This is a genomic window from Croceivirga sp. ABH4_376 (assembly GCF_056160685.1).
Genome location: NZ_JBSWXQ010000002.1, coordinates 123015 through 137857 on the forward strand (window position 1 = coordinate 123015; position 14843 = coordinate 137857).

11 protein-coding genes are annotated in these 14843 nt (G+C 36.6%); 6 read left to right on the forward strand and 5 right to left on the reverse strand.

Annotated features, from left to right (window positions below; all coding sequences use genetic code 11):
• The first annotated feature begins 2 nt into the window (after positions 1-2).
• Entirely contained in the window at positions 3-1694 is a 1692-nt protein-coding gene (ettA, locus tag ACXAGS_RS04750; RefSeq protein ID WP_474904987.1) for an energy-dependent translational throttle protein EttA, read from the forward strand.
• A gap of 44 nt (positions 1695-1738) precedes the next feature.
• Here ettA and ACXAGS_RS04755 read toward each other — a convergent pair whose 3' ends face one another.
• Positions 1739-2548 carry an MBL fold metallo-hydrolase gene (locus ACXAGS_RS04755; protein ID WP_474904988.1) on the reverse strand — a complete coding sequence of 270 codons (810 nt, stop codon included), beginning with the start codon at positions 2546-2548 and terminating at the stop codon, positions 1739-1741.
• A gap of 159 nt (positions 2549-2707) precedes the next feature.
• Here ACXAGS_RS04755 and ACXAGS_RS04760 point away from each other — a divergent pair, with 159 nt between their 5' ends.
• Positions 2708-3595, forward strand: a complete 888-nt coding sequence (locus tag ACXAGS_RS04760; protein WP_010517194.1) for a hypothetical protein — start codon at positions 2708-2710, stop codon at positions 3593-3595.
• Positions 3596-3675: 80 nt separating this feature from the next.
• Here ACXAGS_RS04760 and fumC read toward each other — a convergent pair whose 3' ends face one another.
• Positions 3676-5073, reverse strand: a complete 1398-nt coding sequence (gene fumC / locus ACXAGS_RS04765; RefSeq protein WP_474904990.1) for a class II fumarate hydratase — start codon at positions 5071-5073, stop codon at positions 3676-3678.
• A gap of 141 nt (positions 5074-5214) precedes the next feature.
• On the opposite strand from fumC, the gene ACXAGS_RS04770 reads away from it, so the two are divergent.
• The gene (locus ACXAGS_RS04770; protein ID WP_095529366.1) at positions 5215-5388 is read left to right on the forward strand and encodes a hypothetical protein; all 174 of its coding nucleotides are present in this window, start codon (positions 5215-5217) and stop codon (positions 5386-5388) included.
• Between the two features lie 195 nt (positions 5389-5583).
• Here ACXAGS_RS04770 and ACXAGS_RS04775 read toward each other — a convergent pair whose 3' ends face one another.
• The 3 genes from ACXAGS_RS04775 to prfB all read right to left on the reverse strand — a co-directional run bounded on the left by ACXAGS_RS04775 (position 5584) and on the right by prfB (position 9737).
• Positions 5584-8076: a TonB-dependent receptor gene (locus ACXAGS_RS04775; protein WP_474904992.1), complete on the reverse strand. Its 2493-nt coding sequence runs from the start codon at positions 8074-8076 to the stop codon at positions 5584-5586.
• Between the two features lies 1 nt (position 8077).
• The gene (locus tag ACXAGS_RS04780) at positions 8078-8539 is read right to left on the reverse strand and encodes a hypothetical protein (RefSeq protein ID WP_474904994.1); all 462 of its coding nucleotides are present in this window, start codon (positions 8537-8539) and stop codon (positions 8078-8080) included.
• A 99-nt stretch (positions 8540-8638) separates the two neighbouring features.
• Positions 8639-9737 (reverse strand): peptide chain release factor 2 gene (gene prfB / locus ACXAGS_RS04785; RefSeq protein ID WP_474904995.1). Its coding sequence is split into 2 segments (ribosomal slippage): positions 8639-9673 and positions 9675-9737, totalling 1098 coding nucleotides; the frame shifts between segments, so codons are not numbered across the junction.
• An 83-nt stretch (positions 9738-9820) separates the two neighbouring features.
• On the opposite strand from prfB, the gene ACXAGS_RS04790 reads away from it, so the two are divergent.
• The 3 genes from ACXAGS_RS04790 (at position 9821) to ACXAGS_RS04800 (ending at position 14820) form a co-directional block, all read left to right on the forward strand.
• Positions 9821-12235, forward strand: a complete 2415-nt coding sequence (locus ACXAGS_RS04790; protein WP_474904997.1) for a zinc-dependent metalloprotease — start codon at positions 9821-9823, stop codon at positions 12233-12235.
• 9 nt (positions 12236-12244) lie between these two features.
• Complete coding sequence (locus tag ACXAGS_RS04795; RefSeq protein ID WP_474904999.1) at positions 12245-13267, forward strand: threonine aldolase family protein; 1023 nt, start codon at positions 12245-12247, stop codon at positions 13265-13267.
• Positions 13268-13716: 449 nt separating this feature from the next.
• The gene (locus ACXAGS_RS04800; protein WP_474905001.1) at positions 13717-14820 is read left to right on the forward strand and encodes an OmpA family protein; all 1104 of its coding nucleotides are present in this window, start codon (positions 13717-13719) and stop codon (positions 14818-14820) included.
• The last annotated feature ends 23 nt before the right edge of the window (positions 14821-14843 follow it).

Consider the following 14843-nt stretch of genomic DNA (forward strand, 5'->3'; position numbering starts at 1 on the left):
AAATGTCTGACGATAAAAAAGTAATATTTTCCATGTCTGGGGTCACTAAGACCTATAAAAACGCCAATACACCAGTTTTAAAGGATATTTATTTAAGCTTCTTTTACGGAGCTAAAATTGGAATCTTAGGTTTAAACGGATCCGGTAAATCTACCTTGTTAAAAATAATTGCTGGGGTAGATAAAAATTTCCAAGGAGACGTAGTTTTCTCACCTGGTTATTCTGTAGGTTATTTAGAACAAGAGCCACAGTTAGACGAAGAGAAAACGGTTTTAGATGTGGTTAAGGAAGGTGTTGCAGAAACTGTTGCGGTATTAGACGAGTACAATAAAATCAACGATATGTTTGGTTTGCCAGAAGTTTATGAAGATGCAGACAAGATGCAGAAGCTTATGGACAAACAGGCCAAACTACAGGATCAAATAGATGCTAGCAATGCATGGGAATTAGATACCAAGCTAGAAATTGCCATGGATGCCCTGCGTACCCCAGATGCCGATAAAAAAATTGGCGTACTTTCTGGAGGCGAAAGGCGTAGGGTGGCGTTATGTAGGTTGTTGTTGCAAGAACCAGATGTGTTGTTGCTAGATGAGCCTACCAACCACTTAGATGCAGAATCCGTACACTGGTTAGAGCATCATTTGGCCCAATACAAGGGAACTGTTATTGCGGTTACGCACGATAGATACTTTTTGGATAATGTAGCGGGGTGGATACTAGAATTAGACAGGGGAGAAGGTATACCATGGAAGGGTAATTATTCTGGATGGTTAGATCAGAAAGCCAAACGTTTAGCACAGGAAAGTAAACAAGCTTCTAAACGTCAAAAGACATTAGAGCGAGAATTGGATTGGGTAAGACAAGGGGCAAAAGGTAGACAGGCGAAACAAAAAGCCCGTTTAAAGAATTACGATAAACTGGCCAACCAAGACCAAAAACAACTAGAGGAAAAGCTAGAAATATACATACCTAATGGTCCAAGATTGGGTACAAATGTTATCGAGGCGAAGGGAGTTAGTAAAGCTTATGGCGATAAACTACTTTATGAAGACCTGAACTTTAATTTACCACAGGCAGGTATTGTAGGTATTATTGGGCCAAATGGAGCCGGAAAAACTACCATTTTTAGAATGATAATGGGAGAAGAGACGGCAGATAAGGGAGAATTTGTGGTTGGAGACACCGCAAAGATTGCTTATGTAGACCAGTCCCATTCCAATATTGACCCAGAAAAGACCATTTGGCAAAATTTTAGTGACGAACAGGAATTGATTATGATGGGAGGTAAGCAGGTTAATTCTAGAGCTTATTTAAGTCGTTTTAATTTTTCTGGAAGTGAACAAAATAAAAAGGTAAACATGTTATCTGGGGGAGAACGTAACCGTTTGCATTTGGCAATGACCCTGAAGGAAGAAGGTAACGTTTTACTTTTAGATGAGCCTACGAATGATTTGGACGTAAATACATTACGTGCATTGGAAGAAGGATTAGAAAATTTTGCAGGTTGTGCAGTACTTATATCTCACGACAGGTGGTTTTTAGATAGAATTTGTACACACATCCTTGCTTTTGAAGGAGATTCTCAGGTATATTTCTTTGAAGGTTCTTTTTCAGATTATGAAGAGAACAAGAAAAAGCGCCTTGGAGGTGATATTATGCCAAAACGTATTAAATATAAAAAGTTGGTTAGGTAATAACCTTAAAAAAGAAAAGCCAGCTTTTAGCTGGCTTTTTTAGTTTATTGTGCAGGATACCAATTTAAAAAGCTTACTTCAATGTTTGGCTTTTCTGCTAAAACCAATCGTTTAAATTCTTCAATATCACTTAACCCTTCAGTTCCCCTATAGTGGTACGGATAAACTATAGTGGGTTCAAAATCCGTTACAGCTGCGGCTGCACTGGCAACAGGCATTGTATATGGTAGGTTCATACAAACAAAGGCCTTGTCAATATTTTTTAAATTTCGCATTTCAGGAATATCCTCAGTGTCGCCAGAAATATAAATTCTTTCATCAACCCAATTTAAAACATAACCGTTTCCACGTCCCTTCTCATGAAATTTTAACGCTTCTTCCCTTAAATTATACATAGGTATAGCTTTGGCAGAAAGTTCAGTGTTCAATTCTTTAGTATCGCCATTTTCTATAACAATGGTTCTACCTCTTAAATTTTCAGGTAATTTCTCCGCAACCGCGCCTGGTGCTATAATTTTCGCATTATCTAGGGATAATCCGGTTAAGGTTTCAATATTTAAGTGATCCCCGTGAATATCTGTAATTAAAATGTAATTGGGCTTGTTATAGGATTTAAATTTCTCAGCGCCTCCAACGGGGTCAACGTAAACAACGGTTCCGTTTTTTTCTAAAACCATGGTAGCATGTTCAATAGGATTTATTGTTAATGCGCTAACGGATTTTGTAGCTAATTCCTTGTTGTTATTCTCTTGTGCTATTTTATCAGATTTAAAATTTTCTGATTTTTTTTTATTTCCACAAGAGAACAAAATAACACAAGTTAAAGTTGCGTAAAATACTGATTTCCAATTCATAATAAAATTTTCTTTTTTGTTAAAACTAAAAAATACTTAAGGTAAGCACTACATATTTAACAATTTTTTCAACTACCAACATCCAAACCTTGTTCTAGCACGTATATAACTCAGACACTAACAAATTTATATTTGTTTAAAGCGTTAAAACTTAATATTATGAGTGAAGCAAAAAGTAACAACAGTTTAAAGGTAATAGCCGGATTATTAGGCGTTGTATTGGTGGGTTTGTTGATCTACACAGTTAGCCTTTACCAAGACAAGCAGAAAACTGCTGCAGCTCTTACACAAGAGAAAGAGATGGTTGTAGAAGATTTAAATAGTCTTAAATCTGAGTATGACAAAGCTATTTTAGAAAGTAATGCCACTAATGAAGAGTTGGTTGCAGCTAGAGACAATATTGCAAAATATATTGATTCTATAAAAACGATGAAGGCAGACGTTGCCACTTTATCTAGATATAGAAGACAAGTTTCTGTTCTTAAAGCAGAAAGAGAGCAATTGTTAAAGCAAGTTGATAGTTTAACGCAAAGTAATACGCTATTGGCTATGCAAAGAGATAGTACGTATACAGAATTAGAAAAACAAACAGTTTTTAATGATTCTTTAGTGGTACAGAACACGCAATTGGCAGAAGCAGTAGAAAGAGGTTCTGCACTAAATTTATCCAACTTTAAGATAGATGCCGTAAAGGAGCGCAGTAGTGGAAAATTAGTTTCTACTTCTAGAGCCCGTGCTACAGACAAATTTAAAGTATGTTTTACCGTTGCCGATAACTCTATTGCACAAGCAGGAGACCGTGAGTTCTTTATCGAAGTATTGGATCCTCAAGGAAACGTATTAGGAGAAAGTTTTACCAAAAGCAATGAAAATGGCGCTAGTATTACTTACAGTAAGGGTACAAGCTTCTATTATGAAAATAGTGCTTTAGATGTTTGTGATTATATAAACAAGCCAGCTGCAGAGTTTCAGAAAGGAAACTATATGGTGAATGTTTATGATGATGGTTTAAAATTGTTAGGAACATCTAAGTTCACTTTAAAATAAACAACACTATCCGCATTACACTTAAAAAGGGCATCCGTATACTGGATGCCCTTTTTCTTTTCTTTTTATGGATTGGATGGTTATTTTAAACTACCTACCATATCCTCTGGCTTTACCCATTCGTCATATTCCTCTGCTGTAACGTAGCCTAAATTTATGGCTTCTTCTTTTAAAGTTGTGCCATTTTCATGAGCCGTATTGGCAATTTCGGCAGCTTTATAGTAACCAATTTTGGTATTTAAAGCGGTAACCAACATTAAGGAATTGTTCAACAATTTTTTAATGGTAGCGTTGTTAGGTTCAATACCGGCAGCACAATTTTCTTCAAAACTTACACAGGCATCACCAATTAATTGAGCGGACTGCAACAGGTTTGCAGCCATTAAGGGTTTAAAAACGTTAAGTTCATAATGCCCTTGAGTACCGCCTATTGTAATGGCAACGTCATTACCCATAACCTGTGCGCAAACCATTGTTAAGGCTTCACACTGTGTTGGGTTTACCTTGCCCGGCATAATAGAACTTCCAGGTTCATTAGCAGGTATTATTAATTCACCTATTCCAGAGCGTGGACCAGAAGCCATTAAACGTATATCGTTTGCTATCTTATTTAATGAAACCGCTAATTGTTTAAGTGCTCCATGAGATTCTACAATAGCATCATGGGCGGCAAGTGCTTCAAATTTGTTTTCTGCCGTTATAAACGGTAAACCTGTAAATTCGGCTATGTATTTTGCAACCAAAACATCATAACCTTTAGGCGTATTTAATCCCGTACCAACTGCGGTGCCGCCAAGAGCCAATTCTGCTAAATGTGGTAAGGTATTTTCCAATGCCTTTAAACCATGGTCTAATTGAGATACATAGCCAGAAAATTCTTGACCTAAAGTTAGGGGTGTGGCATCCATTAAATGGGTCCTACCAATTTTAACCACATCTTTAAAGTCTTCTGCTTTCTTTTTTAAGGTGTCTCGTAATTGTTTTACACCTGGAATGGTAGTTTCAACAATCTTTTTATAACCTGCAATATGCATTCCTGTTGGGAAAGTGTCATTAGAGGATTGGGATTTGTTTACATCGTCATTTGGTTGAATGGTTTTTTCACCTTCGCCAATCTTTTTTCCTGCAATTTCGTGTGCCCTATTGGCAACAACTTCATTTACGTTCATATTACTCTGGGTACCAGAACCGGTTTGCCAGATTACTAATGGAAATTGGTCGTCATGCTTACCCGCAAGAATTTCATCGCAAACTTGGGCAATTAAATCCCTTTTTTCTATAGCTAATACGCCCAGTTCATGATTGGTATATGCAGCCGCTTTTTTTAGATATGCAAAACCGTATACTACCTCTAAAGGCATGGAACCGGCAGCTCCAATTTTAAAATTGTTTCTTGAGCGTTCTGTTTGGGCGCCCCAGTATTTATCCGCAGGGACTTTTACTTCCCCCATGGTGTCTTTTTCAATTCTATATTCCATAATGAAAATTCGTTTGTAGAACCACAAAGGTAAGGCTTAGCGGCCTTATTTGTAACTTATAACAAGCGTTGTTATATTTTTTACGAATGTGTTTTGAATTTTGAAAATTTTAAGGGTATCTTTGCTTACAAATTGTATTTCATGGTAGAGTTTGACCAATATTTAGGATTTTTAGCTTTCTTAACCATTTTAACCATTGGTTTTTGGTTAATGATATTTCTTTTAACCTTTGTTGTACCTTATTGGTTAACAGGTAACATTATGGAAATTTTAAAAGAGAAAAGGGCGGCTAAAAAAGCTAAACGTAACGAATAATAAACAAGGAGCTAATTAAGCTCCTTTTTTTATGTCTTGGTCGGTGGTTACCCATTAAATTATTTCGCTACAACGGTAATAGTTTCGTTAGTTCTTTCTTAAAATAATTTACTACCGATTAAACATAATATAACGTATATAAAAATTAAAAAAGGAGCTGTTAAGCTCCTTTTTTAATGTATCTAATTGTTTTTTTTAGGATTGACCTCCCTCAAATTCATAGTCATCATCTCCACCACCATTTCTATTTCCGTTGCGTTGTCTGTCATATTTAGACTGATTGAATCTGTAAAGGAATGAAAGCGTAATTTGTCTTTGTCTCCACTGAAATTCACTTCTAGAAGTAAAAAATTCGGTTTCCGTGAAAGACTTACGTCTACGGCTATTCAACAAATCACTAACATTTAAGCTTACGGTTGCGTTGTCTTTTAAAATGTCCTTACTAAATGCAAGGTTTATAGAGGTAATTCCTTTTGTTTCTGTTTGTGCATTAGCTCTTGGGCCAAAATAAAAAGCATTTGTTTGCCAATTTATATCTGCAGGTAAAGTAATTTTAGAACCTAATCTAGCAAAATAACTACTATTATCGGTACCGTAATCTACACCGTTGAAAAAACCTTCTGTAGAAAATTTAAAATAATTGAAACTACTGGTTAAACGTAACCATTTGGTTGGATTGTACAATACCGATGCTTCTGCCCCATACCTATTTTGTGTAGATAAGTTAATAGGAATGGAACGTACTATTTCTATACCATCAGTAGTGGTTTGCCCCGTTTCTTCTTGTACCCTTTCAAAAGAGTTGGTTTCTTTCTGGTAATACACAGAACTGGTAAGTGTCAATTTTTTCCATCTCTTTAAATAGCCTATATCAAAAGCATTAGAGTAGGCAGGGTCTAAATCTGGATTTCCTTGAAAAATGTTTGTTCTACTAGAACGAGAAGGGAATGGGTTAATAAACCAACCTCTTGGTCTATTAATTCGTCTATTGTACCCAATACTGAAATTCTCTGTTTCAGAAATTTCATAAACTAAGTTTACCGTAGGAAATAGGCCCAAATAATCTTTGTCAAAATTTACATCTACATCTATACCTAGTTCTTCTTGTAGGGCCTCAGGGTCAAACTCTGATTCTACCTTACCTTTTAAAATGGTATTTTCTAGTCTTAAACCAGCTAAAACCGAAAACTTACCATATTTATTACCGTATTGTACATAGGCAGCATGCACATTTTCATCATACGTAAATTTGTTGGTCAAATTCTCATTGGTTACAAAAATACCGGAAGCTTGATCTAAACTGTCTAATTGATAATCTGTAATAGATTGTTCTAAGGTGCTTCTAAAACCGGCTTCAAACTGAGCTTCGCCCATGGGTAAAACGTAGTCTGCCTGTATTAAATACTCTCGTTCTTCTTCATCCTCAAATACATTTTCCAACGCAATAAGTTCATTGGTGGGGATGTTTTGATTTTCTTCAATTACAGAGGTTTGTATTTGATTATCCTTTGAATATTGGAAATCTGCCGTTAGTTTATGACCATCATCATTAAAATTGTTAATGTAGTTTAATGAAACTTGATAGGTATCCCCATCTTCATTTTGGTCTTCTTCCCTAAACGTCTCACTAGTGACGGTACCATTGTTAAATCTTTGGTTGCTGTTCTCTGTTAAATCATTTTCATCTGAGCGACGATAAAAGCCAGCTGCGGTAATAGAAGAATTTTCCGTTAAAAAATATTCTATACCCAAATTGGCATTTAAATTTTTGTCTAACCTGTTATAAGTCCTATCTTCAAAAACACGGTCAAAGCTGCCAGATGTGTAGGTATTATCAAAAATGGCGTTACCGGGCGCATCTCTATATCTATAACCAAGGGTAGTAAACAGGTTGAATTTTTTGGTTCGTAGGTTACCATTAAAAGTAACTCCGGCGTTAGCTGGATCGCCAACATAAGCGTTTACAGAACCATTAAAACCTAAAACTTTTTCTTTTTTAAGTACAATGTTAAGTATGCCCGCTGTACCCTCAGCATCGTATCTGGCAGAAGGGCTGGTTATAACTTCTACCTTTTCAATGGCATCTGCAGGTAATTGCCTAAGGGCATCAGTAGAACCAAAACCGGCTAGGGCAGAGGGCTTGCCGTTGATTAGAATTCTAACGTTTTCATTTCCTCTTAAACTAATAGCCCCTTCAACATCAACATCTACAGAGGGTATGTTGTTTAAGGCATCACTAATTGTTGCGCCACTATTGGTTAAATCTTTACCAACGTTGTAAATCTTTTTGTCCAATCTCACCTCTACGGTAGTACGCTCTCCCACAACTTCAACAGCTTCTAATTGGGTAGCATCTAAAGTCAAGGCTATTTTACCTAAATCTTTATCCTTTGTAAGGTTTTGATTGTTAAGCGTAAAGCTTTTATAAGAGATGTACTCTACTTTAAGATTGTAGTTGCCAGCTGGTACGTTCACGGTAAAATTACCGTCAAAATCGGTAATACCACCATCTACTTTGCTGGGGTCGTCTACAGATTGTACAACAAGCGTAGCAAACTCCAAAGGTTGTCCAGAGTCTTTGTCTACTACTGTTCCAGTTATTTTTATCGGTTTGGTCTGTGTTGTTGGGCGTTGTGCAAATGTTGCTAATGTGGTCAGTGACAAAATTGTAAGGAACAGTTTTCTCATACTAGGTTTTGGATTTCTTTTTTTTCTTTTTCTGTTTTCGTTTGGTCTTTGTTGGATTTTCCCTCATTTCCAAATAAATCTGATACTTTTCAGGAGGCAGTCCAGCCTTTAATTCTTTTTCTTGTTGATCTTGAATTTTCTTAAACTCTTCTCGCATTTTTTGAGGCTCCAAGTTTAAAATTTGAAGCTCCATACGTTTCTTAACAGAATTTACCAATGTGGTTCTCATTATTGCTTCTTCAAAAGGGTCTAAGGCCAAGGTTTCTATAATCTTAGGCATCTCTTGTTCAACAATTTCTTCTGCTGTTAGTTTTTCTGGCTCTTTTTCTGGTGTCTGGGCTTGCGGAATGCTACTTCTTCTGCCATACCCACCGTATCTACTTCCGTAACCATATTGTGCCATAGACAATACAGAAAAGAACAATAAGGATAGAGGTAAAATTTTACGTATAGCTATTTTCATTTTAATGCGATTTTCAAATTTAGGTGTTGCTATTACACTGTTTTGCCAATGCTTTGTTAATTGGTAAAATACTATAAAATGTTTAAGAAAAGATTAACGCTAGGCTTTTTCTTGTTGTCCCATTATCATTAGGTATGCTTTTAAAAAGGCATTTATGTCACCATCCATGACAGCATCCACATTACCGGTCTCTTCACTTGTTCTTACATCTTTTACCAACTTATACGGATGCATTACGTAATTTCTTATCTGTGAGCCCCATTCAATTTTCATCTTAGACGATTCTATTTCCGCTCTAGCTTCTAATTTTTTTCGCAATTCTATCTCGTATAATTGCGACTTTAACATTTTTAAGGCGGTAGCCCTATTGTCGTGCTGTGACCTACTATCTGAACAAGAAATCTGAATTCCAGTAGGTTTGTGAACCAATTGCACCTTGGTCTCTACCTTGTTGACATTCTGGCCGCCAGCTCCACTAGATCTAGCAGTGGTAATTTCAATTTCAGAAGGGTTTATTTCTATTTCTATACTATCATCTACTAGCGGATAAACATAAACAGATGCAAACGAGGTATGCCGCTTGGCATTACTATCAAATGGGGAAATTCTTACCAATCTATGTACTCCATTTTCTCCTTTTAACCAACCAAATGCAAATTCGCCCTCAATTTCTAAGGTTACCGTTTTTATACCTGCAACGTCTCCTTCTTGGTAATTTAGCTCTTTTACTTTGTAGCCATTTTTTTCGGCCCACATCATGTACATACGCATAAGCATGGAAGCCCAGTCACAGCTTTCCGTACCACCGGCACCAGCTGTTATTTGCAACACGGCGGTTAACTCATCGCCCTCATCAGAAAGCATATTTTTGAATTCTAATTTTTCAATTAAATCCAAGCCTGTGGTGTATTTAGCTATGACTTCTTGCTCAGTAACTTCACCCATTTGATGAAATTCTAACAGAACTTCTAAATCACCTATTAAGGTTTCTGCTTCTTTATAATCCTGAACCCATTTCTTTTTAGATTTAATGGATTGCATTTGTTTTTGGGCCTCTTGGGGATTGTTCCAAAAATCGGGTTCCAAGGTTTTTTCTTCCTCGTTTTCTATTTCAATAAGTTTGGCATCAATGTCAAAGATACCTCCTTAACGCACCAAGGCGATCAATAAGATCTTTATGTTGATCTGTAGTTACCATAATTGTCTTTTTCGCAAAAATAAGGTTTCATTATGGCTGTACAACTATATTCTTTTATTTTAGGAACTTAAATAACTAGCTCCATGAAAAAATACTTTATTGTTTTAATTACCATTCTTACAAGCCAGAGCTTACTGCTGGCACAGAAATTTGATAAGACCAAGGATTTAGAGCATTACAAAGGCTATTTTGATACCTATTATGATACCACATCAGATAAGTTGTATTTGCAAATAAACAATCTAGACCAAGACTTTTTATATGTTTATTCCCTTAGCAGTGGTATTGGAAGTAATGATATAGGTTTAGATAGGGGCCAATTGGGCAACGAACAAGTGGTACATTTTAAAAAAATGGGTCAAAAAATCCTTTTGGTACAACCTAATTTAAAATATAGGGCCAATACCGATAATGTTTTGGAGAAAAAATCCGTAGAACAAGCATTTGCGAAATCGGTTTTGTTTGGATTTCCCATAGTTGAAGCTAAAAACGGAAGCTATTTAATTGAACTGACGGACTTTTTAATGCAAGATGCCCATGGAGTTACCGATCGTTTAGCAGCAAGAGGGCAGGGGAATTACAAATTAGATAAAAGCAAGAGTGCTTTAAATTTTGAACGCACAAAATCGTTTCCAGAAAATGTAGAGTTTGATGTACTACTAACTTTTACAGGTAAGGCTAAAGGAGGCAATATCCGGTCTGTAACACCTACCTCTAATAACGTGACCGTAAACCAACACCATTCTTTTGTGAAATTACCGGACAATAAGTTTATAAAACGAAAGTTTGACCCTAGAAGTGGTGCGTATCCGTTTTCTTATTATGATTACGCAACACCAGTAGAAGAACCTATTGTTAAACGATACATTCCAAGACATAGGTTAGCAAGGAAAAATCCTGAAGCAGCAGTTAGTGAAGCGGTAGAGCCAATTATCTATTATTTGGATAATGGAACCCCAGAACCCGTACGTTCAGCTTTACTAGAAGGGGGGCAATGGTGGAACCAGGCATTTGAGGCCATTGGTTATAAAAATGCGTTTCAAGTAAAAATGCTGCCCGATGATGCAGATCCTATGGATGTACGTTACAACGTAATCCAGTGGGTACACCGATCCACCAGAGGATGGAGTTATGGTGCAAGTGTTAGAGACCCAAGAACTGGCGAAATTATAAAAGGGCACGTAAGTTTAGGAAGTCTTCGTATAAGGCAAGATTTTATGATTGCCCAGGCGCTAATGAATGCACCGTTTAAAAATTCTGACGATAATGTAGATCCTATGTTAGAAATAGCCATAGCTAGAATTAGGCAATTATCTGCTCACGAAATTGGACATACCCTTGGTTTTGCGCACAATTTTGCGGCAAGTACCAATAATAGGGCTTCGGTTATGGACTATCCGCATCCCTATCTAGAATTTAAAGATGGCCAAATGGATTTTTCTAATGCTTATGCCACCGGAATTGGAGATTGGGATAAAGTTACTGTTGCCTACGCCTATTCAGACTTTCCAACCGGAACTAATGAAGATGCGGCTTTGGATGCCATATTAGCAAAGGCAGAAAAGGACGGTCTTAGATATATTTCGGATCAAGACGCAAGGCCAAAAGGTGGTGCACATGCATTAGCACATTTATGGGATAATGGAGCTAATGCTTATGATGAATTAAACCGTATTTTATCCGTAAGAAAACAGGTAATACAGAACTTTTCTATTGATAATATTAAAACCTCAGAGCCCTTTTCCGTATTGGAAGATGTTTTTGTACCATTATACTTCTTACACAGATACCAAACAGAAGCTGCAGCTAAATTGGTTGGTGGTCTAGATTACAATTATAAGGTAAAAGGAGATAGCCAAACAGCAGTAAAATGGTTGCCTAAAAAAACGCAACAATTGGCTTTAAATAGTATTATTGAAACGTTACAGCCAGAAAATTTAACCATACCTAAAGATAAACTAGCGTTATTTGCTCCAAGAAGTATTGGCTACAACAGAACAAGGGAATCTTTTAAAAGTAAGATGGGGGTAGGTTTTGACGCTTTGGGTGCAGCCGAGACAGCCGCAGAAATGACGGCTAGCCTATTATTACATCCACAACGTGCAAACAGAATGGTACAACAAAAAGGTATGGACCAAAACCAATTGGGATTGCAAGAAGTATTAGAGCAGCTATTAAATGCCACGGTTAAAGCAAAATCGCCAAGCGGATTAGAAGGCGAAGTACAGCAAATTGTAAATTGGACCGTTTTGCAAGAGATGATGCACCTAGCTAGTAGTGAAGAGAGCTATCCGCAGGTAACTGCTGCCGTTTTATTTGAGATGATGAAGCTCAAGACCTATTTAGGAGAAGGCAAACGCGCAACAAATCCTAGTGCTATTCTTTTAAAGAAAGAAGTAGAAGGGTTTATTGCCAACCCTAAAGGATATAAAGTAAAGACGGAAGCACCTACAATTCCTGATGGTTCACCTATTGGAATGGATTGTATGCAAGATTAAAACAAGTAAATGGAAATTAATTTAATTAGTGATACGGTAACCAGACCTTCTAAAGGTATGCTAGATGCCATGATGCGTGCTAAGGTTGGTGATGATGTTTTTAAGAACGACCCTACTTTAAATGAATTAGAAGATAAAGTGGCCAAGCTTTTTAATATGGAGGCTGCTTTGTTTTTTCCGTCTGGAACAATGGCCAACCAAACTGCTATTAAAATTCATACGCAACCTGGTGATCAGGTTATTTGTGATAAGTATGCACATATTTATAATTATGAAGGAGGTGGCGTAAGTTTTAATAGTGGTGCTTCTTGTAAATTGGTAGATGGTCATAGAGGTATGATGACGGCAGAACAGGTAGAGACAGCTATAAATCCGCCAGATTTTTACCATAGCCCTTTATCTAGATTAGTTGCTATAGAGAATACTACTAATAAAGGTGGGGGTGCCTGTTATAGCTTTAAAGAGTTAGAACGTATAAAGGCAGTTTGTGAAAAACACAGTTTAGCTTACCACTTAGATGGTGCCCGATTGTGGAACGCGCTTGCAGCTACAGGCGAAACAGCGGAACAATATGGTTCACTTTTTGATACAATAAGCGTATGTCTTAGTAAGGGGTTGGGTTGCCCTATTGGTTCTGTATTGGTGGGATCAAATGAAAATATGCAAAAAGCCCTGCGTATCCGTAAAATTCTAGGTGGGGGTATGCGCCAAGTAGGTTATTTGGCAGCTGCTGGTATTTACGCTTTGGACTATAACAGAAACCGACTTAGTGAAGATCATCTAAAAGCTAAGGAGTTAGGCAATTGTTTAACCAATTGTAATTGGGTAAAACAAGTAGAGCCGGTAGCAACCAATATTGTTATTTTTGAGTTGGATACCGCGCTTACCTCAGAAGAAAAGCTGGTAAATTTCCTGGCTGCTAAAGAAATATCCATCATAAATATGGGGCAAGGTAAACTAAGAATGGTTACCCACTTAGACTACACCAAAGAAATGCATGATGTTGTTTTAGCTAGTCTCAAAGAATTTTAAGGCTTGTTCCGTATTAAAGTTTAAATGTTGTTTGCGTTTTTATCCATATCTGTCCCATTTAGATATGGATATTTAACGTGGGCTAACCTCATTTGTATTTCCAAAACGAACAACTTTTTTAATTGACGCCAATTTTATCAGCGGTTTCTTCTCTTTTTAAAGTATTCAATTCTGTTCTAGTTTTTATAGGTCTAAAATAGCTTTCGACTAATAAATCGTTAACAAATATTTATTAAAAAATAAATTAAATCACTTAAAAATTTAAGTTTTTTTGATTTGTATATATTTGTAAAACAGCATGTTAATATACTTTAGCCTCGTTTAAGTATTTACGTTTTACTGCTTGGTTTAAATAATTAGATAAAATTTTTGTGACTTTTTTAAGATATAGGTTTCATAAATACAGAATTAAATAATTGGTCTATTAATTTAACAAACACTAACAAATTATGAAAAAAGTACTTTTTATTGTCGCATTATTTACCGCAGCGGCAACAACTTATGCGCAAGATTTGCCTACTAACCCAGAACCAGGTAAATGTTATGTTAGATGTACAACTCCAGATGTATATACTAACGAAACGGTTACCGTTACGGTAAAACCAGCTTATAAGGTATTGAAAACCATACCAGCTACCTTTAAAACAGTTACTGAACGTGTTTTGGTAAAAGAAGAAAGTAAAAAATTGGTGGTAGTGCCTGCTAAATGGGGTACAGAAACGGTATCTTATGTTTCAAAAGAAGCAGGTAGTTCTTTAAGAATTGTGCCTGCAGCATTTGCTCCCAGTTCTGAAACTATAGAGATAAAGCCAGCTTACGCACAATGGGAATTAGGTTCACCTGCTCCAGACTGTGCCAGTGGTAACCCAGACGATTGTAGATATTGGTGTTATAAAGGTTACCCAGCAGAATATACAACAGTAAGCACACAAACGCTTGCTAATGATGCTAGCTTTAATAGAATAGCTGGTTCAGAAAAATCTGGTTCTTATACTAAAAGAGTATTGGTTGAGCCAGCAAAGGTTGTAGAAGAGGTTATCCCGGCAGAGTATGCTACAATTACTAAAACGGTTTTAGATAAGGATGCTTATACCGTAGAAGAAGTTATTCCTGCCGTGACTAAAACGGTATCTAAAGAAGTTTTACAATCTAAAGGTGGTTTAACTTCTTGGAAAGAAGTTGAGTGTGCTTTGGTAGAGTATCAGGCATTACCAATTAACTGGAATTTAGGTAGCGCTACTTTAACTGCAGAAGCAAAAAGAATTATAGACACTAGGTTAATGCCTGTTTTACAGCAAAACCCTGGAGTAAAGTTAGAAATTGCTTCTCATACAGATGCTAGAGGTTCTGCCTCTTCTAATCAAAACCTTTCTGAAAGAAGAGCAAAAGCCGTTGCAGATTATTTAATTACTAAAGGAGTTAATTCTAGTTTATTGGTAGCGAATGGTTACGGAGAAACAAGACTTAAAAACAGATGTGCAGATGGTGTATCTTGTACAGAAAGAGAGCATTCTGCTAACAGAAGAACAGAGTTTAGGTTAATTAACAACTAAACCTGGTAAACATTAAAATAAAA